Origin of the sequence: Rhizobacter sp. (genome assembly GCF_031412495.1) — a bacterium.
In the GTDB taxonomy this organism is placed as follows: domain Bacteria; phylum Pseudomonadota; class Gammaproteobacteria; order Burkholderiales; family Burkholderiaceae_C; genus Schlegelella_A.
The window spans coordinates 1-22,930 of the sequence record NZ_JANODC010000007.1 but is presented as its reverse complement, the minus strand read 5'-3'; the positions used below and the strand labels follow the sequence as shown (position 1 = coordinate 22,930).

Here is a 22,930-nt window from a genome sequence, read left to right as displayed (position 1 = left end):
TCCCGTCGACGGCGCCGGCTCGGCCCACGAGGAAGAAGGCAGCGGCCTGGTCGCGCCGATGCCGGGCAAGGTCATCGCCCTGCTGGCGAAGGCGGGCGACGCGGTCGACAAGGGCGCGCCGCTTCTCGTGCTCGAGGCGATGAAGATGGAGCCCACCATCAGCGCGCCGCACGCCGGCACGGTGAAGTCGTTCCGCTTCGCCGCCGGCGACCAGGTCGGCGAAGGCGTCGAGCTTGTCGAGTTCGACTAGGCGGCTTGCAAAGCGCCAGCCCCGCCTCAGGTGAGGCGGGCGATCCGCCGTTCGGCGGGTTCGCAGCCGGGTCGCGGGGCGTACCTTGCGGGTCCGGTATCGACGCAGAAGGTCTCACATGAACAGCAGTCCAGAAACGCAGTCCCTGCACGCCCGCTCGGAGTCGCTCGCCGACATAGTCGAGCGGGTCGGCGCCGGCACCGTCGCCGTCCTCGGCCGGCGTGAGGCGGCAGCGTCGGGCGTCGTCTGGCGCCCGGGCCTCGTCGTGACCGCGGCGCACGCCTTCCGGCGCACGCCGGCGGCGGTAACCTTGGTCGCCGCGGACGGCGCGAGGCTCGATGCGGCGCTGGTGGGCATCGACTCGTCGACCGACATCGCCTTGTTCCGTCTCGCCGACGAGAGCGCGCTGGCGCCGGTCGGACTGGGCGACGCGGCAGCGCTCCGACCGGGCCACACCGTCGTTGCCATCGGGCGGAGTGGCGAGGGCGATCTCGTCGCCAGCCAGGGCATCGTCAACCGGGCCGGCGGCGCCTGGCAGACCTGGCTGGGCGGCCACCTCGACCGCCTGATCCGCCTCGACGGCGGCGTCTACGACGGCCTGTCCGGCGCCGCGGTCGCCGACACCCGCGGCGCTGTGGTCGGCATCGCCACGGCGGCGCTGTCGCGCAGTTACGGCATCGTCGTTCCCGCCTCGACCGTGACGCGCGTCGTCGATGCGCTGCTCGCGCACGGCCGCGTCGCCCGCGCCTGGCTCGGCATCGGCGCGCGATCGGTGCCGCTCCCGGAGGGGGCGACCCGGTCAGCGCCGGCTGCGGCGCTCGGCCTCCTCGTTACGTCCCTGGTCGGCGGCGGTCCCGCGCAGAAGGCCGGCCTCATGGTCGGCGATGTCCTCTTCAGCGCTGCCGGCCAGGCGGCGGCCGACCTGCGCGGCCTGCGCGACGCCCTGGCCGCGCACATCGGGCGCAGCGTCACCCTCGGCGTGCTGCGCGGCGGCAACCCGCTCGACGTGCACGCCACGGTCGGCGAATGGCCGCTCGAGCGACGCGCCTGCTGAGCCGGGAGCCGCCGCCATGATCCGCATCGCCCTGGCCTTCTCTTCCCCTCTCGTTCGGGCCGGCATCGCCGACGGGCTCGACGCGCTCGGCGGCTTCGACGTCGTGCTGGCCGCCGCCAGCCTCGGCGAGCTGCGCGAGGCAGGGTTCGCCGCGGCCGAGGTCGCCGTCGTCGAGGCGGCCGGCGACACCGACCTCGAGATCCTTCCCGGCGACGGCTCGCGCCTGGTCCTGCTCGCCGACGCCGGCGACGAGCGGGTCGGCGAATGGCTGATCGACGGCTGCTCGGTGCTGCCGCGCGACGCCCGGCCGGACGCGATCGCGGCCGCCGCCGCGGCGGCGCACGCCGGCCTCGTCGCGACCTCGCCGCGGCTGGCCGCGGAAGCCCTGCGTTACGAGCGGGTCGGCGAGCGCCGGGCGCCATCGCCGTCCCTTGGTGCCCTGACCCGGCGCGAGCGCGAGGTCCTGGTGGCGATGAGCCACGGCCTCGGCAACCGGGCCATCGGCGGCGCCCTGGGCATCTCGGCGCACACGGCCAAGTTCCACGTCGCCCAGATCATTGCCAAGCTGCAGGCGCAGTCGCGCGGCCATGCGGTCGCCAAGGCGTTGCGCGCCGGGCTGGTCGACGCTTAGACCGGGCGGTCGAGCCGGGGTCAGCCGCCGTCCGTCAGGCCGAGCACCTTGTCCGGCGTGATCGGCAGGTCGCGGACGCGGCGGCCGGTCGCATGGAACACGGCGTTGGCGATCGCGGCGGCGACGCCGATGATGCCGATCTCGCCGACGCCCTTGATCCCGAGCGGATTGACGAGGCGATCCTCCTCGGGGACGAAGATGACCTCGATCTCGCCGACGTCGGCGTTCGCGGTGAGGTGGTACTCCGCGAGGCTGTGGTTCATGAGCCGGCCGAAGCGGTGGTCCCACTGCGCCGTCTCGTGCAGCGCCTGGCCGATGCCCCAGACCACGCCGCCCCGGACCTGGCTCTCGGCCGTGCGCGGGTTGATGATGCGGCCCGCCGCGACGGCGCTGACGACGCGCGTCACGTGCACCATGCCGAGGTCCGGGTCGACCTTCACCTCGGCGAACACCGCCGAGTGCGCGGCGCGCGTCGCCTTGCGCTGCCTGAGGACGTGCGGCACGGTGGTCGACTTCTCGTCGATCTCGTCGATGCCCGCGGCTCGCATGGCATCGACGTAGCCGACCCGCACCGAAGGATCGGAGCGCAGGCACAGGGCGCCGTCCCTGAAGTCGATGTCGGCGAGCCGGGCCTTGGCGAACGGCGAGCCCTCGATCTTGCGTGCCAGGGTGACCAGGCGCCTCCCGACCTTGGCGCAGACCGCCTGCACCGCGGTGCCGATGCTGGCGGCCGTGAAGGAGCCGCCCTGGAGCGGTGCCAGCGGCAGGTCGGAGTCGCCGAGCTCGGGTTCGACGCGCTCGAGCGGCAGGCCGAGCGTCGCCGCGGCGACCTGCGCCATGACGGTGCCGGTACCGGTGCCGATGTCGCTCGTCGCGCTGCTGACCCGCAGGCGGCCGTCGCTGGTGAGCACCGCCCGTGCCGACGCCGGCATCTGCGACGCGTCCCAGACCGCGGTCGCCATGCCCCAGCCGACGAGGAGACGCCCGTCGCGCATCGAGCCGGGCGCCATGCGCCTGCGGCTCCAGCCGAAGCGCTCGGCGCCGAGCGAGAGGCACTCGCGCAGGCCCTTGCTCGAGAAAGGCCGGTCCGCGCCTTGGTCGCGCTCGGCGTAGTTCACGCGCCGCATCTCGAGCGGGTCGATCGCCGCTTCGTAGGCGAGTTCGTCCATTGCGCACTCGAGCGCGCGCACGCCGCTGGCCGCGCCGGGTGCGCGCATGTCGAGCGGCGTCGAGCGGTCGAGCGAGACCAGCGCATAGCCCAGGCGGATGCTGGCGCATTGGTAGAGCAGGGCGGACCACGACACCACGCTCTCGACGTAGTCCTCGTGGCGCGAGGTCTCGGCCACGACCGAATGGTCGATCGACAGCAGCCTGCCGTCCGCGGCGCAGGCGAGCTTCAGCGTCTGCAGGTTCTCGGGCCGATGCCCAAAGCTGAACATCTGCTGTCGTGTCAGCACGACGCGCACCGAGCGGCGGAGCTTGAGGGCGGCCAGGGTCGCCAGCACCAGCTGGTACTGCGGGCGGAGCCCCGAGCCGAAGGCGCCGCCGACGTAGCGGTTGAGCACGCGCACGTTGCGGCGCTTGAGCTTCAGCGCGTTGCACAGGTAGAAGTGGCTGTTCTGCGAGCCCTGCGTCTTGTCGTGGATGGTGAGCCGGTCGCTGCCTTCCCAGATGACGGTCGAGGCGAACAACTCCATCGGGTTGTGGTACTCGGCGCCTTCGTCGTACTCGGCGGCGACGCGGAACGGCGCCCGCGCGAAGGCCGCCTCGACGTCCCCCGTCGCCTTGGCCGGCGGCTCGTAGCCGAACTTCCAGCGGCTCGGGTGGTGCGTCGCGCCGCGGTTGGCGACGAGATCGGTCGCGTGCGGCTCGGCCTCGCAGACGACGCGGACCAGCGCCGCCGCGCAGCGCGCCGCCTCGAAGGTCTCGGCGACGACGAGCGCGACCGGCTGGCCGCTGTAGAGGATCCTGTCGTCGTGCAGCGGCTTGAAGGGCGTGCCGCCGACCGAGTCCAGGTCGCGGTAGAAGATGCCGAGCCCCGCCATGCGGGGCCGGTTCGCGTGCGTCAGCACGTCCAGCACGCCCGGGATGGCGAGCGCCGCCTGCACGTCGAAGGAGACGACGCGCCCGCGCGCGATCGTGCTGCTGACCACCACGCCCTGCGCGACGCCTTGCGTCGAATGCTCCGCGGCGTAGCGGGCGCTGCCGGTCACCTTGGCCATGGCATCGACGCGCACGCTCGCCGTGCCGAACGGCGCCGGCAGGCGGAGCCGGTCGGCGTCGCCCGCCATCAGGCCTGCTCCTGCGCGGCGGCGCGCTCGAGCGCGCGCACGACGGTGCGGCGCGCGAGCTCGATCTTGAAGGCGTTGTCGCCCTGCGGCACGGCGCCCTCGAGAAGCGCGGCCGCGGCCTCGTCCCAGGTCGATCGCCCGGCCGGTCGACCCGCGAGGGCGGCCTCCACGGCCGCCGAGCGCCACGGCTTGTGGGCGACGCCGCCGAGCGCGATCCGCGCGGCCTCCACCCGCCCGGCCTCCAGGCGCAAGGCTGCGGCGACGGAGACCAGGGCGAAGGCGTAGGAGCGCCGGTCACGCACCTTGACGTAGGCGTGGTGCGCGGTGAAGCCCTCGGCCGGCAGCTCGACGGCGAGGACGAGCGCGCCGGCGGGCAGCGTCGTGTCGCGCTCCGGTTCCGTCGCCGGCAGCCGGTGGAAGTCGGCGATGGCGATCGCCTGCTCGCCCTGGGCCGCCTGCACGAGGACGCGGGCGTCGAGTGCCGCCAGTGCCACGGCCATGTCGGAAGGGTGCACGGCGATGCAGTGCTCGCTCGCGCCGAGGATCGCGTGCATGCGGGTCAGGCCGCCGATGGCCGAGCAGCCGCTGCCCGGCTCGCGCTTGTTGCACGGCGTCGCCCGGTCGTAGAAGTAGACGCAGCGGGTCCGCTGCAGCAGGTTGCCGCCAGTCGTCGCGGCGTTGCGCAGCTGCGCCGACGCGCCGGCGAGAAGCGCCTGCGACAGCAGCGGATAGCGTGCGCGCACCTGCGGATGCCAGGCCAGGTCGGCGTTGCGGACGAGGGCGCCGATGCGCAGGCCGCCGCTCTCGGTGTCGCTCACGCAGGCGAGGTCGAGGCCGGTGATGTCGACGAGCCGGTCCGGCTGCTCCACGCCTTCCTTCATCAGGTCGACGAGGTTGGTGCCGCCCGCGATGTAGCGCGACCCGGCGGCGGCACCGGCACGCAGCGCCGACGCGATGTCGCCGGCGCGGACGTAGGCGAAGGGGCTCACCGCTCGTCGACCGCGCGGCCGGCCGCGCCAGGCTCGTCGAGCATCTGCACCACGGCGCGGACGATGTTCACGTAGGCGCCGCAACGGCAGAGGTTGCCGCTCATCTGCTCGCGCACGTCGTCGGCCGTGCGCGCGTGGCCTTCGCCCAGCATGCCGACGGCGGAGACGATCTGCCCCGGCGTGCAGTAACCGCACTGCAGCGCATCGCAGTCGATGAAGGCCTGCTGCATGGGGTGCAGGGTCGCACCGTCGGCGAGGCCTTCGATGGTGGTGACGGCCCGGCCGTCCTGCATCACCGCCAGGGCCAGGCAGGCGTTGATGCGCCGGCCGTCGACGAGGACGGTGCAGGCGCCGCACTGGCCGTGGTCGCAGCCCTTCTTCGTCCCGGTGAGCCGGAACCGGTCGCGCAGCAGGTCGAGCAGGGTGACCCAGGGCTGAACCTCGGTGACGACCGTTTCGCCGTTGAGCACGCACTCGATGCGATGCGCGGCGTAGGCCGGGTCGCCGCCCGGCTCGGTGTCGCGCTTCATCACCCCTGCGTCAGTCGCCGTCGCCGTCGTCGTCCTGATCGCTCTCGTCAAGAGCCAGCTCGTCGATGTCGTCGGTGTCGAGCGACGCGTCGGCGGCATCGAGTGCGTCCTGCGAGCGGGCGATCTTGTCCGGAGCGATGTCGGCGCCGTCGCGCGCACCCTCGGGGACGGCCTCGGCCCGCTCGCCGGTGCCCATCGAGTCGCTGTCGCTGCCAGTCTCGATCGGGGTGGCACCGCCCATCTCGCCTTCGGCCGTGTCGGTCTTGAAGCGGGTCGCACCCTGGATGTCGCTGCCCGAGTCGGATGTGTCGCTGGGACCCAGCACGTCGGAACCGCGGCCATCGGCCTGTCGGGGCGCCCGGTCACCGCCGAGGATGCTGCTCTGGGACATGTCCTGCTCCGGTCATGCGATCGGCTCGACCGCGATCCGGGGGGCGGCAATCGCTATGCCCGTACCACCCGCTGGAGGAAGCGAGGCCGCGGCTAGACCCGCTCGACCACGATGGCGATGCCCTGGCCGACGCCGATGCACATGGTGCAGAGGGCGTAGCGGCCCTGGATCCGGTGCAGCTGGTTGATGGCGGTGGTGACGAGCCGGGCCCCGCTCGCGCCCAGCGGGTGGCCGAGGGCGATCGCGCCCCCGTTCGGGTTGACGCGCGGGTCGTCGTCGGCCAGGCCGAGGTCGCGCAGGACGGCGATGCCCTGCGCAGCGAAGGCCTCGTTCAGCTCGATGACGTCCATCTGCGCCAGTGCCAGGCCGGTGCGCTCGAGGACCTTGCGCGTCGCCGGTGCCGGGCCCATGCCCATGACCCGTGGCGGCAGACCGGCGGTGGCCATGCCGACGACGCGGGCCCGCGGCACCCGGCCGTTGCGGCCGGCCGCACGCTCGCTGGCCAGGAGCAGGGCGCAGGCACCGTCGTTGACGCCCGAGGCGTTGCCCGCGGTCACCGTGCCGTCGGCCTTGACGACGCCCTTCAGGCGGGCCAGCGACTCGAGGCTTGTGTCGCGCGGGTGTTCGTCCTTCGCCACCACGAGCGGCTCGCCCTTCTTCTGCGCGATGCTGACCGGAACGATCTCGGCATCGAAGAACCCCGAGGCCTGCGCCGCGACCGCCTTCTGCTGCGAGGCGAGCGCCATCCGGTCCTGCGCCGCCCGCTCGATGCCGTGGTCCCCGGCCACGTTCTCCGCCGTCTCGGGCATCGAGTCGACGCCGTACTTCTCCTTCATCAGCCGGTTCACGAAACGCCAGCCGAGGGTCGTGTCGTACACCGCATTCGAGCGCGAGAACGCGGTCTCGGCCTTCGGCATCACGAAGGGCGCCCGGCTCATGCTCTCGACGCCGCCGGCGATCATCAGCTCGGCCTCGCCGCACTTGATGGCCCGTGCCGCCGTGCCGACGGCATCCATCCCCGAGCCGCAGAGCCGGTTGATGGTCATGCCGGGCACCTCGACCGGCAGGCCGGCGAGCAGGGCCGCCATCCGTGCGACGTTGCGGTTGTCCTCGCCGGCCTGGTTGGCGCAGCCGTAGATCACGTCGGCCAGGCTCTTCCAGTCGACCTTGCCGTTGCGCTCCATGAGGGCGCGGATCGGGATCGCGCCGAGGTCGTCGGTGCGGATCGAGGACAGGGCGCCGCCGTAGCGGCCGAAAGGGGTGCGAACGGCGTCGCAGATGAAGGCATCCTGGATGTTCATGGCTTCCTTCCAATGGTGCTCACGAGCGTCAGCGGCGCCCCGGTCACGGCCTGCAGGTCGGCCAGGCCGACGCCTTCGGCCAGGGCCAGAACGACGAGCCCGTGCCGCGTGACGTCGATGACCGCGAGATCGGTGTAGACCCGGGCGACACAGCCGACCCCCGTGAGCGGATAGGTGCAGCGCTCGACGATCTTCATCTCGCCGCCCTTGGTGGTGTGTTCCATCATGACGTAGGTCTTCTTGGCGCCGATGGCGAGGTCCATCGCGCCCCCGACGGCGGGAATGGCATCGGCGGCGCCGGTGTGCCAGTTCGCGAGGTCGCCGTTGGCGGCGACCTGGAAGGCGCCGAGCACGCAGACGTCGAGGTGGCCGCCTCGCATCATCGCGAAGCTGTCGGCGTGGTGGAAGAACGAACCGCCCGGCAGGAGCGTCACGGGCTGCTTGCCGGCGTTGATCAGGTCGTAGTCCTCGCTGCCGGAGGGCGGCGCCGGGCCCATGCCGATGACGCCGTTCTCGCTGTGCAGGACGATCTCGCGGCCGGCCGGCAGGTGGTTGGCGACCAGGGTGGGCAGACCGATGCCGAGGTTGACCACCGCCCCGTCGGGAATGTCGCGCGCCACGAGAGCGGCCATCTCGGCCCGGGTCCACTTGCCCATGCTCATTCCTTGAAGCCGCCGGCGCCGGTGGCGACGCGGTCGATGCGGACGATGCGCTGCACGAAGATGCCGGGGGTGACCACGGCTTCCGGGTCGAGCGCGCCGAGCGGCACGATCTCGTGCACCGTGGCGATGGTGGTCTTGGCCGCCATCGCCATCACCGGCCCGAAGTTGCGCGCGGTCATGCGGTAGACGAGGTTGCCCCAGCGGTCGCCGCGCTCGGCCTTGATGAAGGCGTAGTCGGCGTGCAGGGGCGCCTCGAGCACGTACATGCGGCCGTCGATCTCGCGCGTCTCCTTGCCCCGGGCCAGTTCGGTGCCGTAGCCCGTGGGCGTGAAGAAACCGCCGATGCCGGCGCCGGCGGCGCGGATCCGTTCGGCCAGGTTGCCCTGCGGCACCAGTTCGAGCTCGATCTCGCCGGATCGGTAGAGGCGGTCGAAGTGATGGCTGTCGGCCTGGCGCGGGAACGAGCAGACGATCCGGCGCACCCGGCGGGCGGCGATCAGCGCCGCCAGCCCGCTGTCGCCGTTTCCGGCGTTGTTGTTGATGACCGTGAGACCCTTCGCGCCTTGCTCGAGCAACGCGCCGACGAGCTCGTTCGGCAGCCCGGCGGTACCGAAGCCGCCGATCATGACCGTCGAGCCGTCGCCGATGTCGGCCACCGCGTCGCGCAGGGTGGCGACCTCCTTCTGGATCATCGCGCTGCCGAGGCCAGCCTTGCCGCGAGCCCGTCGATCGCCAGCGAATAGCCGGCGATGCCGAAGCCGACGACGATGCCGGCGCAGGCGGGAGAAAGATAGGAGTGGTGGCGAAAAGGCTCGCGCGCGTGCACGTTGGACACGTGCACCTCGACAACGGGGACCGCGACGGCCTTGATCGCGTCGTGAAGCGCGACGGAGGTGTGCGTGAGCGCACCGGCGTTCAGGACGATGCCGGCCACGGACCCTGCGGGGGCCGCGCCGGCCTCGTGCAGCCAGTCGATCAGCACGCCTTCATGGTTGCTCTGGCGGAAATCCAGCCCGAGGCGATGTCGATCCGCCGTTTCGCGGCAAGCCTTCTCCGCGTCCGCGAGGGTCGCGTTGCCGTACACCGACGGCTCGCGCGTTCCCAGCAGATTCAGGTTCGGCCCGTTCAGCACCAGGATGTTCGGCATGCTCATGTCCCGAAGGCACCCGCGAGGGCGCCACCGGGGACATTGTCACGCCGAACCCACGAGCGGCGCCGGGCTCGCGCCCGACGCCCGGCCCGGGTCAGCGAACGCTGCCGCGACGGAACAGATTGACGATCGCCAGCAGGATGATCGCGCCGAGGAGCGAGACGCCCAGGCCGGCCAGGCTGAAGTCGTTCTGGTTGATGGTGCCGGTGCCGAACATCGGTGCCAGGAACCAGCCGCCGAGCATCGCGCCGATGATGCCGACCACGACGTTCAGGATGATCCCCTGTTGCCCGTCGGTTTTCATGATCATGCTGGCGACCCATCCGATGAGACCGCCGACGACCAGCCAAATAATGAAGTTCATCTCTCTACCCCTGTTTACCGCGAAAACGGCAAACGAAGGCTAATGCGCCGGGGCCGAGCAGATCAAGGCGAGGAGCGCTGATCGGGTGTCAGTCGGTTCCTACAGCGTCAGCGCGATGGCACCTTGGTAGACCCCGAGGAGCACGGCGCTGACGGCGATGTTGGCGACCAGATGGCGCCGGCCCTTGTCGAGCGCCAGGCCGATGCGCACCGCGATGCATGCCCAGAGGGCGAGCACCAGCAGGGCGCCGGCTTCGGGCCCGAGGAGGGCGTGACCGCTGACCCGGGCGATGCCGACGACGGCGATCCAGAGGCCGACCGCCAGAACAGTCGCGGCGGTGACCTCGTCGAAGGAGGGTCTGCGCAGTTCGATGCCGAGAAGCTTCATGACGAGCGGTATATAGGAGGTGACAGGGAGAGCGTATTCGCGAAGGCAGGCGGCGGAGCCTGGATGAGCGGCCGCTTGGCGGTCCAATTTCGCGGATCGACTCGATTCGTGCGTCGGGCTGCGAGGCGTCGGGCTTTTCATCGCCGCTTCGCACTGCCTTCGCCGCCGGCAGCGATCGTCCCCGAGATGGCCGCAGCTCGCGGCGCACCGGAAGGGCACGATGGCGGCACGACGTTTTCCACTGATGGGCAAGGTGCTGGCACTCGCCGGCGTATTCATCGCCCTGGGCCTCGCCTTGCAGGCGGTGAGCGGCATCGTCGCCGAGCGCGACGGGCGCCTCCGCGAGGCCGAGCGAGGCGTCGCGGCGAGCCTGGCGGCGGCGCAGACCGTCGTCGGCCCGCTCCTGCATCGCGACTGCACAGAGAGCTGGGACACGGTGCAGGGCGAGGGCAAGGACCGCAAGACCGTGACCGAACGCAGCCGGATCAAGCTGAGCGCGACGCCGGCGACGCTCGAGGTGAAGGCCAACGCGACGATCGAGCCGCGCTACCGCGGCATCTTCAAGGTCAACGGCTACGTCCTCCAGGCCGGAATCGTCGCCACCTGGGCCGACGGCATGGCCCTGCAGCCGCAGGCGCAGCACCCCGGCTCGCGGCTGCAGTGCGAGGCCCCGGTCCTGCTGCTGGCGCTAGGCGATTCGCGCGGCGTGCGCACCGCCACCGTGCAGATCGACGGCCGCCCGGCGCCGGCCCTGCCGGGCACCCGCCACGCGGCGCACCCGCGCGGCCTGCACGCCGAGATCGCCGAGTCGTTCGCCGGCGCCCGGCGGCCGCTGCGCGCCGACATCGCGCTGGAGCTCGTCGGCACTGGCGACCTCGCCTTCGCCCCCCTGGGCGACAGCACCCGCGTCGAGCTCGCTTCCGCCTGGCCGCATCCGTCGTTCGCCGGTCGCTTCCTGCCGCTCGAGCGACAGGTTGGCGAGGCCGGGTTCTCGGCGCGCTGGCAACTGAATGCGCTGGCGACCACGGCACCGCAGGCGGCCCGCGACGGCGGCCGCGCCTGCGGCCTCGACGGCGGCGCGGGCGAAGCGCCGGCAGCAGAAGAAGGTCGGCGCGCCCGCTGCATCGAGACCTTCGGCGTGGCCTTCATCGACCCGGTGAGCCCGTACGTGCTGACCGACCGCGCCACGAAATACGGCCTTCTCTTCATCGCCCTGACCTTCGTCGGCGTCGGCAGCGTCGAGGTGCTTCGGCGCCTGCGCGTGCACCCGATCCAGTACCTGCTCGTCGGCGCGGCCCTGGCCACCTTCTTCCTGCTCCTGGTCAGCCTCTCCGAGCACGTGCCGTTCGCCGGGGCCTACGCCGTCGCCGCCGCCGCATGCACCCTGCTGCTCGCCTTCTACGGCTCCTTTGTGCTCGGTGGCGCCCGCGCCGGAGCGGTCTTCGGCGCCGGCATCGCCACCCTCTACGCCGCCCTGTACGCGCTGCTCCAGCTCGAGCAGACCGCCTTGCTGCTCGGCTCGGCGATGCTCTTCGTGGTGCTCGCCGGCCTGATGGTCACGACCCGCCGCCTCGACTGGTACGCGCTGATGGCCAGGATGCGGGCCGAAGGAGGCGGCGAGCCGATGCCGGCGCCGACCGCTTGAGCCCTCGGCCGCCCGCGCCCTACTAGCCGAAGATCTTCTGCAGCTCGTAGGGCGTGACGACCTCGAGCTGGTCGTAGCGGCAGGCCTCGGCCGGCTTGTCCTCGCGCCAGCGCAGGAAGGTGGTCGCGTGGCGGAAGCGGTCGCCCTGCAGGTGGTCGTAGCGCACCTCGCAGACGCGCTCCGGTCGCAGCGCCTCCCAGGTCAGGTCCTTGCCGGCGCTCCAGCGGCTGGTCGCGCCCGGCAGGCGCTGCGCCTCGACCGGCGCCGTGCCCTGCCCGCCGTCGCGCCACGGGTGGCTGGCGATCGTGCCGAGGCGCCACGGCGCCAGCTCGTCGACGAGGCGGCGCCGCGTCTCCATCGTGAACGACGAGGTGACGCCGACGTGGTGCAGGACGCCGGCGTCGTCGTACAGGCCGAGCATGAGCGACCCGATCGCCTTCTCGCCGCCCTCGTTCGTGCTCTTGTGCCAGCGGAAGCCGGCGACCACGCAGTCGGCGCTGCGCGCGTGCTTGATCTTCAGCATCGCCCGCTTGCCCGGCTGGTAGGCACCGGCGAGCGGCTTGGCGACGACGCCGTCGAGGCCCGCGCCCTCGAAGTCGCGCAGCCAGGTGACGGCGAGATCGCGGTCGCGCGTCGCCGGCGTCAGGTAGAGCGGCGGGCGGGCGCTGACGAGCAGCTTCTCGAGCGCGGCGCGGCGCTCGGCCTGGCTCGCCGCCATCAGGCTCCGGCCGCCGGTGGCGAGCAGGTCGAAGGCGACGAAGGACGCCGGCGTCGCCACCGCCAGCTTGGCCACGCGCGATGCCGCCGGGTGCAGGCGCTGCTGCAGGGCATCGAAGTCGAGGCCGCTACGGTTCGCGACGACGATCTCGCCATCGACGATGCAGCCGGTCGGCAGGAGGCGGACGAGGGCCTCCTGCAGCTCCGGAAAGTAGCGGTCGAACGGCTTCAGGTCGCGGCTCTGCAAGGACGCCTGGCGGGCCGAGGGCCGGAAGACGATGGCCCGAAAGCCGTCCCACTTCGGCTCGTACAGGAACTCGCCCTCGTCCGGCAGTGCTTCCGCTACCTTGGCCAGCATCGGCGCGATGGGTTCCTGGAACAGGGCAGCGGTGTCGCGTGTCGGCATCGGAGGCAGTCGGGTCGGGGCGCGCTACGGTACGCCAAACGTGCCGCCGCGGCCCGTGGATTGCCTTCTGCGCTGCGGCACCGGCGCGGGTCGCCATGCCATCATGCCGGCCACCTTGTCGCTCCGCCCCGTCTTCCCCGACCAGCGCAAGGGCCTCGAGCCCTGGGTCGGCCGCGGCCTGCTCTTCGTCGCCGTCGTGCTGATGCTCGAGCATGCGCGGCCGGTGCTGTTGCCGATCGCCATCGCCGCCGTCTTCGCCTTCGTCCTCGCCCGGCCGGTGCGGGCGCTGCGCCGCAAGGGCGTGCACGAGTACGTCGGCTCCGGTCTCGTGATCCTGTCCGTGCTCGCCGTGGTGGCGCTGCTCGGCCTGCTCGTCGCCGCGCCGGCCGCGGCGTGGTGGTCGCGCGCGCCGGAGATCGTGCATCAGCTGGTCGAGGCCCTGCAGGGCTGGCGGGACGCCCTCTTCCCCTACGCCACGCCCGAGCCGCTGACCCGCTCGCCGGCGGCCGGGCCGCCGCCCGACCCGCTCAACGAGCGCCTCGCCAGCGAGGGCTGGACCTTCACCCGGTTGGCCATCGGCGGCACCATCTCGTTCGCGCTCTCGGCGTCGGCGACGGTGATCCTGCTCTACTTCCTGCTCGCCTCGGAGCACTGGCTGGTCGAGCGCATGGTGCGGACGATCCGCAGCTCGCGCACGCGGGCCCTGGTGCTGTCGGGCCTGCGCCAGGCCGAGCGCGACATCGGCATGTTCATCTCGACGATGAGCATCATCAACGTCCTCCTCGGGCTGGCGACCGGCTGCGCGCTCGCCCTGATCGGCATGCCCAATCCCGTGCTGTGGGGAACGACCACGGCGGTGCTCGCCTTCATCCCGTACATCGGGCCGTTGCTCATCACGGTGCTGCTCCTGCTCGCCGGCAACGTCACGTACGGCGCCGAGATCGGCATGCTCGCGCCCCCGGCCGTCTTCCTGCTCATCCACGGCATCGAAGCCAACTTCCTGAGCCCGATGTTCATGGGCCACCGGCTGCGCCTGCGGCCGCTCTTCGTCTTCCTGTCGGTCATCCTGTGGGGCTGGCTGTGGGGCATCGCCGGCGCCTTCCTGGCCGTGCCGATGCTGCTGGCCCTGCGCGCCGCGTGCCGGCGCACCGCGGGGATGCGCACGGTCTGCACCTTCCTCCAGGGCGACTGAGCCTCGCCCGGGGCGCGCATGCCGATTGCCGGCAGCGGAGCGATTGCCGGAGCCCATCGATCATGCCGAACGACCCCAGCCGCGCCAGCCCGGAGCAGATCCGGCGCTGGGCCGATGAATTCGACGCCACTCCGGAGCAGATCGAGGAGGCGGTCGCTGCGGTGGGCGCGAACCAGGCCGACATCGAGATGTACCTGAAAGGCACGCGAAGCACCACCAACAGCGATCGCGTGCGCGACGCCGGCGGCTGATACCCAGTCCGCATAGGGGATGCGCCCCGGGGTTGCGGCGGCGTCCTACAAGGTTCGGCATTCCGCTTGCCAGAATGGCCCGATGAATCCCTCCGTTCGTCCGCTGCGGCTCGCCTACGTGACGGAGACCTTCCCGCCCGAGCTCAACGGCGTCTCGCTCACCGTCGAGCGGACGGTCCGTCACCTGCGCGAGCGCGGCCATTCGGTCGAGCTGATCCGGCCGCGGCAGCGTGGCGAGGGCAAGCTCGACGACGCCGCCGAGCTGCGAACCGCCGGCTGCGCGATCCCGATGTACCCGGAGCTTCGCTTCGGCCTGTCGCGCGTGACGCCGCTGATGCGCCGGTTCGAGCGCTCGCGTCCGCAGCTCGTGCACCTCGCCACGCCCGGGCCGCTGGCCTGGGCGGCGCTGGCCGCGGCGCGTGCGCTCGGGCTGCCGGTCACCTCGGATTTCCGGACCAACTTCCACCAGTACAGCCGCTACTACGGCCTCGGCCTGCTCGCCGGGCCGTTCCTGTCGCTGCTGCGCCGCTTCCACAACCTCACCGACCGCACCTTCGTGCCCACGCGCGCCGCCCGTCGCGAGCTTGCCGCGTCCGGTTTCCAGCGCCTGGCGGTCGTCGGCCGCGGCGTCGACGGGCAGCGCTTTTCGCCGGCCTGGCGAAACGAGGCGCTGCGCCGGGCCTGGGGCGCCGGCGAGGCGCCGGTGCTGCTCGCGGTCGGCCGGCTGGCGCCCGAGAAGAACGTCGAGCTCGCCCTGCGCGCTTTCGAGCGGGCGCGCGAGCAGCAGCCCGGCACGCGGATGATCGTCGTCGGCGACGGTCCGGCCCGGGCCCGGCTCGAGGCCGCCCACCCGGCGGCGCAGTTCGTCGGCGTGCAGCGCGGCGAGGCGCTGGCCGAGCACTACGCGTCGGCCGACGTCTTCCTGTTCCCCAGCCTGTCCGACACCTTCGGCAACGTCGTCCTGGAGGCGCTCGCCTCGGGGCTCGCCGTCGTCTCCTACGACGTCGCCGCCGCCGCCGAGCACGTGCGCGACGGGCGCAGCGGCCGGCTGGTCGTGCCGGGCGACGAGGCCGGCTTCATCGCCGAGACCGTTGCCCTGGCCCGCGCCCCCGCCGCGATCGCGCCGATGCGCGAGGAAGCGCTCGCCGCTGCTGCCCGGGCCGCCTGGCCGCAGGTCCTGACCGGCTTCGAGGCCCACCTCGTGGCCACCGTCCATGAATCCGAAACGCCGACCGCAAGCATTGCCGTCGTGGCCTGAGCGGCAGACGCTCTGGCTCGAGCGCGAGCGCACCGTCGCGCTGTGGATGCACGGCGCGGCGACCCGCGCCTGGGTCGTCCGGCTTCTCGGCGTCGTCAGCCGCGTCGGCGACGGCTGGATCTGGTACGCCGTGGTCGTCTGCCTGCCCTGGGCCGGCGGGCCGAGCGGGCCGTCGGCATCGGTGCGGATGATCGGCGTCGGCATCGTCAACCTGCTCATCTACACCATCGTCAAGCGCTGGATTGCCCGGCCCCGTCCCTTCCGCACCTGCCCCGGCATCCGCGAGTGCGGGCGCTCGCTCGACGAGTTCAGCTTCCCGAGCGGGCACACCCTGCACTCGGTGGCGTGCAGCCTGATCCTGACCGTGTACTACCCGGTGCTCGGCTTCATCGTCTGGCCGCTGACGCTGCTGATCGCCGTCTCGCGCGTCGTGCTCGGCCTGCACTACCCCAGCGACGTGATCGTCGGTGCCGTCATCGGCGGCATCACCGCCGCAGTCAGCTTCAATCTGCTCTAGCGCGGCGGGCCGCCCACGCCGCGCCGCCATCGGCGTCGACGACCCGGCGGCGGCGCATGAAGTCGACGACCGTGCGCGCGGTCCGGTCGCGCAGGCCCTGGGCCAGGATGGCCTGCCACGAGCGGCGGACGGCCGCGAAATCGGCGTCGCGCGGGTGCAGCTCGAGACGCAGCAGCGGATTCGCCTGCACGCCGCGCGCGACCAGCCCGTTCCACAGCAGCGAACTCGTCCGCCGCCAGGCGCTGGAGGTGCTGTAGACGACGCTCTGGCTGCTGATCCCCGGCCCGTCCGGCAGGTGCACGAGCCGGCGCAGGGTCGAGGTGTATTCGAACGGGCGTTGCGCCACCGCCTCGCGGGCGCCCGGGCCGAGCAGCCAGGCCGGGGCGACGAAGCCGGCGACCGGCCAGCCGTGCCGGGCGAACCAGGACAGCCCGGTGTCGATCCGGGCCAGCGCCTCGTCGCACGAGATGGCCCAGAACTCGCCTTCGCCGCGCGTGTAGCTCGAGCGGCGCAGGCGGTCGATCCAGCCGGCCGGCGCGCCGTCGTCGCGGTGCGTGAGGCCGTGCAGGGCGAGCTCGTCGCCGCGGGCGGCGCGCCCGTCGAGCCATCGCTCGAAGGCGGCCGAGGGCGTCTCGCCGTGGTAGCGCGGCACCACCAGCAGGGTCACGGCCACGTCGCCGGCGACCTCGCGCACGGCGTCGAGCGCGCGCTCGCAGGCCGGCAGCGTCGACTCGGCGACGTCGTGCAGGACGATGCAGGCCGTCCGCTGCGCCACCGCCCGGGTCGCGCCGCTCATGGCGCGAAGCGCGGCCGGCCGGCCGCCGCCGCGCCGTCCGCAGCGACGCCCGCCGACGCCGCGCCCTCGCGGCCGAGCAGGCGCAGGTAGTGGCCGGTCAGCGTCGGCAGCACCCGCTCCCAGTCGCTCGCTTCGGCGCGGCGCCGGGCCGCGCCGGCCAGTGCCGGCGGGTCATGCCCGAACAGTGCGACGATCGCTTCCGCGAACGCGGCGCCGGTGCCGCTGCCGACGGCGTAGCCGATGCGTTCGTTGCCGTTGCGGCCGGCGTCCTCGCCGTCGACGAGCTCGGCCAGCCCTTCGGCGGCGCGCACCACCGCCGGGGTGCCGCAGGCCAGCGCCTCGAGGACCGACAGGCCGAAGGTCTCCTGGTCGCCGGCGTGGACGAAGGCGTCGGCGCTGGCCAGGGCGGTCGCTAGTTCGGCGGTCTGCAGGAAGGGCATGACGACGACGCGCTCGCTCGGCCGCGGCTGCACCGGCCCGGCGCCGACCAGGACCAGCACGTAGGGCGAGCCCAGGCGTTTCACCGCATCGACGAGGACGTCGAGATGCTTCTCGGCAGCGAAGCGGCCGGCGTAGACCAGCACGCGCGTCGCCGCCGTCCAGCCCTGCCGGGCGCGCCAGGCCGGGTCGGCGCGCGATGGATGGAAGACGCGGGTGTCGACGCCGAGCGGCTGGCAGGCGACGCGGGCGACGCCCCAGTCGGCGAGGTGCCCGGCCATGCTCCGGCTCGGCGCGAAGACGAGGTCGAAGCCGCCGTACAGGTGGCGCGCGTACCGGGCGGACCAGCGCGCCGCGGCGGCGCCGAAGCGAGGGCCGGCGGCCAGCCGCGCCATCGACGCCAGGTTCGAGTGGCAGTAGGCCACCGCCGCGCAGCCGCGCAGCCGCGCCGCGTCGCGCGCCGCCCAGGCGACCCGGTACGGATCGCCTACCTCGATGACGTCGGGTGCCAGCCCGGCGAGCACGCGCGCCATCGCGCCGCGGCGCAGCGGCAGGCGGTAGCCGCCGCTCGCCGGCAGCGGCAGCGAGGGCAGGGTGGCCGGGCCGGCCCGCTCGCCGGCGACGAGCGGCACCGCCAGCGTGTGCCGCCAGCCCGGCTGGCGCGACAGCCAGGCGTGCTTGGTCTGCAGATAGCGGCGGACGCCGCCACCGGTCGGGCTCCAGAACATCGTCGTGTCGACGACGTGGACCGCTTCAGCCACCGGGCGGCGGCTCCGCGGTGCCGGTCGCGCCGGCACGACCGATGCAGACGTGGTCGATGCCGAACGAGCGCAGCAGGGCCGGGTCGTAGAGGTTGCGGCCGTCGAAGATCACAGGCTGGCGCAGCGCCGCCTTGACGGCCTCGAAGTCGGGGCTCCTGAACTGCTTCCACTCGGTGACGAGAACCAGCGCGTCGGCGCCCTCCAGCGCCGCCATCTGCGAGCCGACGATCGTCACCGCCTCCTCCCCGGCGTAGAGCCGGCTCGCCTCGGCCCCGGCGACCGGGTCGTAGGCGAGGACGCGGGCGCCGCGGCCGACGAGCTCGTCGATCAGGACCCGGCTGGGCGCCTCGCGCATGTCGTCGGTCTCGGGCTTGAAGGCGAGGCCCCAGACGGCGAAGCGGCGGCCGGCGAGGCGCTCGCCGAAGCGGGCGACGATCTTCTCGCCCAGGACGCGCTTCTGCCGCTCGTTGGCGGCGGCGACGGCGGTCAGCACCTGCAGCTCGAGGTCGTGAGCGGCGGCGCTGCGGACCAGCGCGCTCACGTCCTTCGGGAAGCACGAGCCGCCGTAGCCGGCCCCGGCGTAGAGGAAGTGGGTGCCGATGCGCGGATCGCTGCCGATGCCGCGGCGGACCTGCTCGATGTCGGCGCCGACGCGGTCGGCAAGCCGCGCCAGCTCGTTCATGAAGCTGATGCGCGTCGCCAGCATCGCGTTGGCCGCGTACTTGGTGAGCTCGGCGCTGCGCGCGTCCATCACCAACAGGCGCTCGCGGTTTCGCAGAAAGGGGGCGTAGAGCGAGCGCATGACGCCGATCGCGCGTTCGTCGCTGCTGCCGATGACGACGCGGTCGGGGCGCATGAAATCGGCGACGGCCGCGCCTTCCTTCAGGAACTCCGGGTTGGAGACGACCGCGAACCCGGTGCCGGCCAGCCCGCGCGCGGCCAGCGCCGCGGCCACGACCTCGCGCACCTTCTCGCTGGTGCCGACCGGGACCGTGCTCTTGTCGACGATGACCTTGTAGGCCGCCATGTGCCGGCCGATGCTCTCGGCCGCCGCCAGGACGTGGCTCAGGTCGGCCGAGCCGTCCTCGCCCTGCGGCGTGCCGACGCCGATGAAGAGGACGCTGCCGTGCGCGATGGCCCGTGCCGCGTCGACCGTGAACGAAAGCCGCTCGGCCGAGCGGTTGCGCTGCACCAGCTGCTGCAGCCCGGGCTCGTGGATCGGCAGCTCGCCGCGTTGCAGGAGCTCTACCTTGGCAGCGTCGGTGTCCAGGCAGACGACCTCGTTGCCCATCTCGGCCAGGCAGGCGCCGGTGACGAGGCCCACGTAGCCGCTGCCGATCACGGTGATCTTCATGTGCGTGACATTGTGCGCGGACGGGCCGGGCAGGCGCGTCCCGGCCGGGGCGAACCGCGCACCCGACGGCGGCCCGGCCCGAGCTCGCTACGCGGGCAGGCCGAGCTCGCGGTGGATGGCCGAGGCGGCGATGGCGGCGCCGCCGCTGGCGACGCTGATCTGGTTCAGGCCCGAGGCCACGTCGCCGGCGGCGTAGAGGCCGGGCACGGTCGTTCGCTGGTGGGCGTCGACGCGCAGGTAGCCGCTCGCGTCGACCTCGGCGCCGAGATCGACCGCCAGGCGCGAGTGCACGTTCATGCCGAGGGCGCAGTAGACGGTGTCGCAGGTCGTCTCCTCGTCGCCATGGCGAAGGGTGATCCGGTCCCGCCAGAGGCGGGCGCTCGTCAGCGGCGCCGGCACCAGGCGAATGCCGGCCCGGACCAGGCGCTCGCGGTCGGCGGGCGCCAGCCCGACCTCGGCGCTGGCCTGGAAAACCGTCACCTGCGGCGTGAAGTGGCGCAGGTAGACCGCCTCCGCGACGCCGGCCGGGCCGTCGATCAGGACGCCGACGCGCTGGTCGATGACCTCGAAGCCGTCGCACACAGGGCAGTACCGGATGGCACCGGTCTGCAGGGCTTCGGCGAGGTGCGGCAGGCGCGGCTCGACGTCGGTGGCGCCGGTCGCCAGGACGACGCAACGCGCCGACGTGCCGCCGCCTGCCCAGGTCGCGGCGAAACCGTCACCCTTTGCCTGCAGGGTCTCCACGGTGGCCGGCGTCGCCTCGATGCCGTAGTGGCGTGCCTGCTCGCGCAGCGATGCCGTCAGGTCCGGCCCGGTGATCCCTTCCGGGTAGCCGGGATAGTTGTGCGAGCGCGGGATTCGCACCGCCCGGCTGTGCCCCGCGTCGACGAGGGCGACCGAGCGGCGGAAGCGCGCCAGGTACACGGCGGCGATCAGCCCGGCGGGGCCGGCGCCGACGACGAGGACATCACAGGACGGGGCAGTCGGGCGCACGGGGTGCCGGGGGAGGCCGGGGAGCCCTCGCCGGGCAAGCCATGTGCCTCGCGTCGCCGACCTGGCCGACGGGTACGTCCGTTGCTGCAGCAGCCTCTCCGGACACCCACACCGACAGGAGGCCCCCTTGAACACATCCCTTCAGACGCTGCTGCACAAGGCGTCGCCGACGATCACCAACATGATCCGCGCCGACCACACCCACGTGCTCGCGACCTTCCACCAGTACGAGGCCGACACCTCGCACGGCACCAAGGAGGCCCTGGTCAACACCATCATGCTGGCGCTCGAGGTCCACGCGCAGCTGGAGGAAGAGATCTTCTACCCGGCGCTGCAGACGCTGAACGCCGAAGGCGCGGTGGTGGCCAAGAGCGTTCCCGAGCACGACGCGATGAAGCGGCTGATCGCCGTGCTGCGCACCATGAGCGCCAGCGACATGGCGTACGACGACACGGTCATGGAGCTCATGCGCGACGTGATGCACCACGTCGCCGACGAGGAGACCATCCTCCTGCCGGCGGCCGAGAAGCTGATGCCGCACCGGCTCGAGGAGCTCGGCGTCGAGATGACGGAGCGGCGCATCGAGCTGATCAAGCCGCGCTCGCTCGAGATCGCCTGGAACACGGCGCGGGCGCTGCCGGCGAGCACGATGATCATGGGCGTCGGTGCGGTGCTGGCCGGGGTCATGGTCCTGAAGAGCCTCGCCTCGACCCGGCACCACGGGCGGCACGACAGCGCCCACCACGGCCGGCACGGGGGCCGGCACAACGGCTGGCTGGAGTCGATGCGGGAAACCAAGGACGAGCTGAAGAAGGCAGCGAGGAACACCGCGAAGGAAGCGGCCAGGCAGGGCGATCGCCTCCTGGCCAGCAGCGGCCGGGCGGCACGCCAGAGGGCGGCCCGCGCCGACGCCTGACTCCCGGATCCGTCCTCCACCGGCCGCCACCCGCTGCTCGACGGGTGTTGCGGCGTGGCCGCACCGCGTGCGGAGTTTCTGCAATATCACCGCCGATCGAACCGGCGCGCATCGGCGCCGCCGGCGCGGTGCCAAACTCGTTGCTCGTCAACGCCCTGGAGCGCACTTGGATTTCGGTTACCCCCGCCCGCAGTTGCAGCGTCCCGAGTGGACCTCGCTGAACGGCACCTGGCGCTTCTTCTACGACGACGAGCAGCGGTTCTCGTCGCCCGCGGACATCCACGACTGGCCATCGCGGATCACCGTGCCGTACCCGCCCGAGTCGCAGGCGAGCGGCATCGCCGATCGCGGCCTGCACCGCGCCTGCTGGTACGAGCGCGAGTTCGAGGTCGACGCCCGCGAGCAGCGCGTCATCGTGCACTTCGGGGCCGTCGACTACGCCGCCAAGGTCTGGGTCAACGGCCGCGTCGCGGTGTCGCACGAGGGCGGGCACACGCCGTTCTCGGCCGACATCACGCGGCTGCTGAAGCCCTCGGGCAAGCAGACGATCACCGTCCGTGCCGAGGACGACCCGCTCGACCTCGCCAAGCCGCGCGGAAAGCAGGACTGGCAGGTAGAGCCGCACCTGATCTGGTACCCGCGCACCACGGGCATCTGGCAGACGGTGTGGCTCGAGACGGTGTCGCCGACCTATGTGGAGACGATCCGCTGGACCCCGGACGTCGAGGCCTTCGCGATCCGTTTCGAGACCTTCGTCGCCGGCGACGTCAGCGGCGAGCTGTTCGTCGACGTCGTGCTGACGCACGAGGATCGCCTGCTCGCGCACGACCGCTACCGGGTCATCGACGGCGAGGTCGACCGGCAGATCGCGCTGCTCGACCCGGGCATCGACGACTTCCGCAACGAGCTGCTGTGGAGCCCGGAGCAGCCGAACCTGATCGAGGCGCGGGTGCGCCTCTTCTCGGGCGACAAGGTCATCGACGAGTTCGCCTCGTACACGGCCCTGCGCCAGGTGCAGGTGCTGCGCGACCGCTTCATGCTGAACGGCCGGCCCTACCTGCTGCGCATGGTGCTCGACCAGGGCTACTGGCCCGACACGCTGCTGGCGGCGCCCGACGACGCGGCCCTGAAGCGCGACGTCGAGCTGGCCAAGGCGATGGGCTTCAACGGCGTGCGCAAGCACCAGAAGGTCGAGGACCCGCGCTACCTGTACTGGGCCGACCGGCTCGGCCTGCTCGTCTGGGCCGAGATGCCTTCGGCGTACCGCTTCACGCGCACCGCGATCAAGCGGACGATCCGCGAGTGGACCGAGGTCATCGCCCGCGACTACAGCCACCCCTGCATCATCGTCTGGGTGCCGTTCAACGAGTCGTGGGGCGTGCCCGACCTGAACGCGGTCGGCGAGCAGCGGCACGCGGTGCAGGCGCTCTACCACCTGACCAAGACGCTCGACGCGACGCGGCCGGTGATCGGCAACGACGGCTGGGAAAGCAGCGCCACCGACATCATCGGCATCCACGACTACGACGCCAACACCGAGCACCTGCGCGTGCGCTACGGGCCCGAGATCAAGCCCGACCAGCTGTTCGACCGGCGCCGACCCGGCGGCCGCGTCCTCACGCTCGACGGCTACCCGCACCGCGGCCAGCCGATCATGCTCACCGAGTTCGGCGGCATCAAGTTCGC

At 72.5% G+C, this 22,930-nt stretch carries 25 protein-coding genes; 10 read left to right on the top strand and 15 right to left on the bottom strand.

Annotation, left to right across the window (positions count from 1 at the left end):
• The 3 genes from AC30N0_RS00375 to AC30N0_RS00365 form a co-directional block, all read left to right on the top strand.
• Positions 1–250: acyl-CoA carboxylase biotin carboxyl carrier protein subunit (locus AC30N0_RS00375; RefSeq protein WP_489515961.1), on the top strand; the 250-nt coding region annotated here is incomplete at its 5' end.
• A 118-nt stretch (positions 251–368) separates the two neighbouring features.
• The gene (locus AC30N0_RS00370) at positions 369–1,304 is read left to right on the top strand and encodes a S1C family serine protease (RefSeq protein ID WP_489515960.1); all 936 of its coding nucleotides are present in this window, start codon (positions 369–371) and stop codon (positions 1,302–1,304) included.
• 16 nt (positions 1,305–1,320) lie between these two features.
• Positions 1,321–1,935, top strand: coding sequence for a LuxR C-terminal-related transcriptional regulator (locus tag AC30N0_RS00365; protein WP_489515959.1), 615 nt, complete (start codon positions 1,321–1,323; stop codon positions 1,933–1,935).
• 20 nt (positions 1,936–1,955) lie between these two features.
• Here the strand turns inward: AC30N0_RS00365 and AC30N0_RS00360 are convergent, their stop codons facing one another.
• From AC30N0_RS00360 to AC30N0_RS00315, 10 genes are all read right to left on the bottom strand, one after another.
• Positions 1,956–4,226, bottom strand: a complete 2,271-nt coding sequence (locus AC30N0_RS00360; RefSeq protein ID WP_489515958.1) for a xanthine dehydrogenase family protein molybdopterin-binding subunit — start codon at positions 4,224–4,226, stop codon at positions 1,956–1,958.
• A complete protein-coding gene (locus AC30N0_RS00355) occupies positions 4,226–5,215 on the bottom strand; it encodes an FAD binding domain-containing protein (RefSeq protein ID WP_489515957.1) in 990 nt (329 codons plus the stop codon). Before AC30N0_RS00355 ends, AC30N0_RS00360 begins: the two co-directional genes overlap by 1 nt.
• Complete coding sequence (locus AC30N0_RS00350; RefSeq protein WP_489515956.1) at positions 5,212–5,745, bottom strand: (2Fe-2S)-binding protein; 534 nt, start codon at positions 5,743–5,745, stop codon at positions 5,212–5,214. The genes AC30N0_RS00355 and AC30N0_RS00350 overlap by 4 nt, the downstream gene beginning before the upstream one ends.
• Positions 5,746–5,755: 10 nt before the next feature.
• Positions 5,756–6,136, bottom strand: a complete 381-nt coding sequence (locus tag AC30N0_RS00345) for a hypothetical protein (protein ID WP_489515955.1) — start codon at positions 6,134–6,136, stop codon at positions 5,756–5,758.
• A 92-nt stretch (positions 6,137–6,228) separates the two neighbouring features.
• The gene (pcaF, locus tag AC30N0_RS00340) at positions 6,229–7,437 is read right to left on the bottom strand and encodes a 3-oxoadipyl-CoA thiolase (RefSeq protein ID WP_489515954.1); all 1,209 of its coding nucleotides are present in this window, start codon (positions 7,435–7,437) and stop codon (positions 6,229–6,231) included.
• On the bottom strand, positions 7,434–8,093 hold the full coding sequence (locus tag AC30N0_RS00335) for a 3-oxoacid CoA-transferase subunit B (RefSeq protein ID WP_489515953.1): 660 nt from the start codon (positions 8,091–8,093) through the stop codon (positions 7,434–7,436). Before AC30N0_RS00335 ends, pcaF begins: the two co-directional genes overlap by 4 nt.
• 2 nt (positions 8,094–8,095) lie before the next feature.
• On the bottom strand, positions 8,096–8,791 hold the full coding sequence (locus tag AC30N0_RS00330) for a 3-oxoacid CoA-transferase subunit A (protein WP_489515952.1): 696 nt from the start codon (positions 8,789–8,791) through the stop codon (positions 8,096–8,098).
• A complete protein-coding gene (gene aroQ / locus AC30N0_RS00325; protein WP_489515951.1) occupies positions 8,788–9,246 on the bottom strand; it encodes a type II 3-dehydroquinate dehydratase in 459 nt (152 codons plus the stop codon). Before aroQ ends, AC30N0_RS00330 begins: the two co-directional genes overlap by 4 nt.
• Before the next feature lie 97 nt (positions 9,247–9,343).
• Entirely contained in the window at positions 9,344–9,613 is a 270-nt protein-coding gene (locus tag AC30N0_RS00320) for a GlsB/YeaQ/YmgE family stress response membrane protein (protein ID WP_489515950.1), read from the bottom strand.
• A 99-nt stretch (positions 9,614–9,712) separates the two neighbouring features.
• Positions 9,713–10,000 (bottom strand): hypothetical protein, encoded by a 288-nt coding sequence (locus AC30N0_RS00315; RefSeq protein ID WP_489515949.1) that lies wholly within the window; start codon positions 9,998–10,000, stop codon positions 9,713–9,715.
• Between the two features lie 220 nt (positions 10,001–10,220).
• On the opposite strand from AC30N0_RS00315, the gene creD reads away from it, so the two are divergent.
• Positions 10,221–11,645 carry a cell envelope integrity protein CreD gene (gene creD / locus AC30N0_RS00310; RefSeq protein ID WP_489515948.1) on the top strand — a complete coding sequence of 475 codons (1,425 nt, stop codon included), beginning with the start codon at positions 10,221–10,223 and terminating at the stop codon, positions 11,643–11,645.
• Between the two features lie 22 nt (positions 11,646–11,667).
• Here creD and AC30N0_RS00305 read toward each other — a convergent pair whose 3' ends face one another.
• Complete coding sequence (locus AC30N0_RS00305) at positions 11,668–12,768, bottom strand: ATP-dependent DNA ligase (protein ID WP_489515947.1); 1,101 nt, start codon at positions 12,766–12,768, stop codon at positions 11,668–11,670.
• 103 nt (positions 12,769–12,871) lie between these two features.
• Here AC30N0_RS00305 and AC30N0_RS00300 point away from each other — a divergent pair, with 103 nt between their 5' ends.
• From AC30N0_RS00300 to AC30N0_RS00285, 4 genes are all read left to right on the top strand, one after another.
• A complete protein-coding gene (locus AC30N0_RS00300; protein ID WP_489515946.1) occupies positions 12,872–13,960 on the top strand; it encodes an AI-2E family transporter in 1,089 nt (362 codons plus the stop codon).
• 62 nt (positions 13,961–14,022) lie between these two features.
• Positions 14,023–14,211, top strand: coding sequence for a DUF3606 domain-containing protein (locus AC30N0_RS00295; protein ID WP_489515945.1), 189 nt, complete (start codon positions 14,023–14,025; stop codon positions 14,209–14,211).
• An 82-nt stretch (positions 14,212–14,293) separates the two neighbouring features.
• Positions 14,294–15,469: a glycosyltransferase family 4 protein gene (locus AC30N0_RS00290; protein WP_489515944.1), complete on the top strand. Its 1,176-nt coding sequence runs from the start codon at positions 14,294–14,296 to the stop codon at positions 15,467–15,469.
• Positions 15,453–15,986: a phosphatase PAP2 family protein gene (locus AC30N0_RS00285; RefSeq protein ID WP_489515943.1), complete on the top strand. Its 534-nt coding sequence runs from the start codon at positions 15,453–15,455 to the stop codon at positions 15,984–15,986. Before AC30N0_RS00290 ends, AC30N0_RS00285 begins: the two co-directional genes overlap by 17 nt.
• Here the strand turns inward: AC30N0_RS00285 and AC30N0_RS00280 are convergent.
• From AC30N0_RS00280 to AC30N0_RS00265, 4 genes are all read right to left on the bottom strand, one after another.
• Positions 15,973–16,782: a DUF2334 domain-containing protein gene (locus AC30N0_RS00280; RefSeq protein ID WP_489515942.1), complete on the bottom strand. Its 810-nt coding sequence runs from the start codon at positions 16,780–16,782 to the stop codon at positions 15,973–15,975. The two genes, AC30N0_RS00285 and AC30N0_RS00280, sit on opposite strands and share 14 nt — an antisense overlap.
• A complete protein-coding gene (locus AC30N0_RS00275; protein ID WP_489515941.1) occupies positions 16,779–17,981 on the bottom strand; it encodes a glycosyltransferase in 1,203 nt (400 codons plus the stop codon). Before AC30N0_RS00275 ends, AC30N0_RS00280 begins: the two co-directional genes overlap by 4 nt.
• A complete protein-coding gene (locus tag AC30N0_RS00270; RefSeq protein ID WP_489515940.1) occupies positions 17,974–19,335 on the bottom strand; it encodes a UDP-glucose dehydrogenase family protein in 1,362 nt (453 codons plus the stop codon). The genes AC30N0_RS00275 and AC30N0_RS00270 overlap by 8 nt, the downstream gene beginning before the upstream one ends.
• 87 nt (positions 19,336–19,422) lie before the next feature.
• Entirely contained in the window at positions 19,423–20,328 is a 906-nt protein-coding gene (locus tag AC30N0_RS00265; RefSeq protein ID WP_489515939.1) for an NAD(P)/FAD-dependent oxidoreductase, read from the bottom strand.
• Between the two features lie 127 nt (positions 20,329–20,455).
• Here AC30N0_RS00265 and AC30N0_RS00260 point away from each other — a divergent pair, with 127 nt between their 5' ends.
• Together AC30N0_RS00260 and AC30N0_RS00255 are read left to right on the top strand one after the other, a co-directional pair.
• Entirely contained in the window at positions 20,456–21,244 is a 789-nt protein-coding gene (locus AC30N0_RS00260) for a hemerythrin domain-containing protein (RefSeq protein ID WP_489515938.1), read from the top strand.
• Positions 21,245–21,410: 166 nt separating this feature from the next.
• A partial coding sequence (locus tag AC30N0_RS00255; protein WP_489515937.1) for a glycoside hydrolase family 2 protein occupies positions 21,411–22,930 on the top strand: 1,520 nt, incomplete at its 3' end.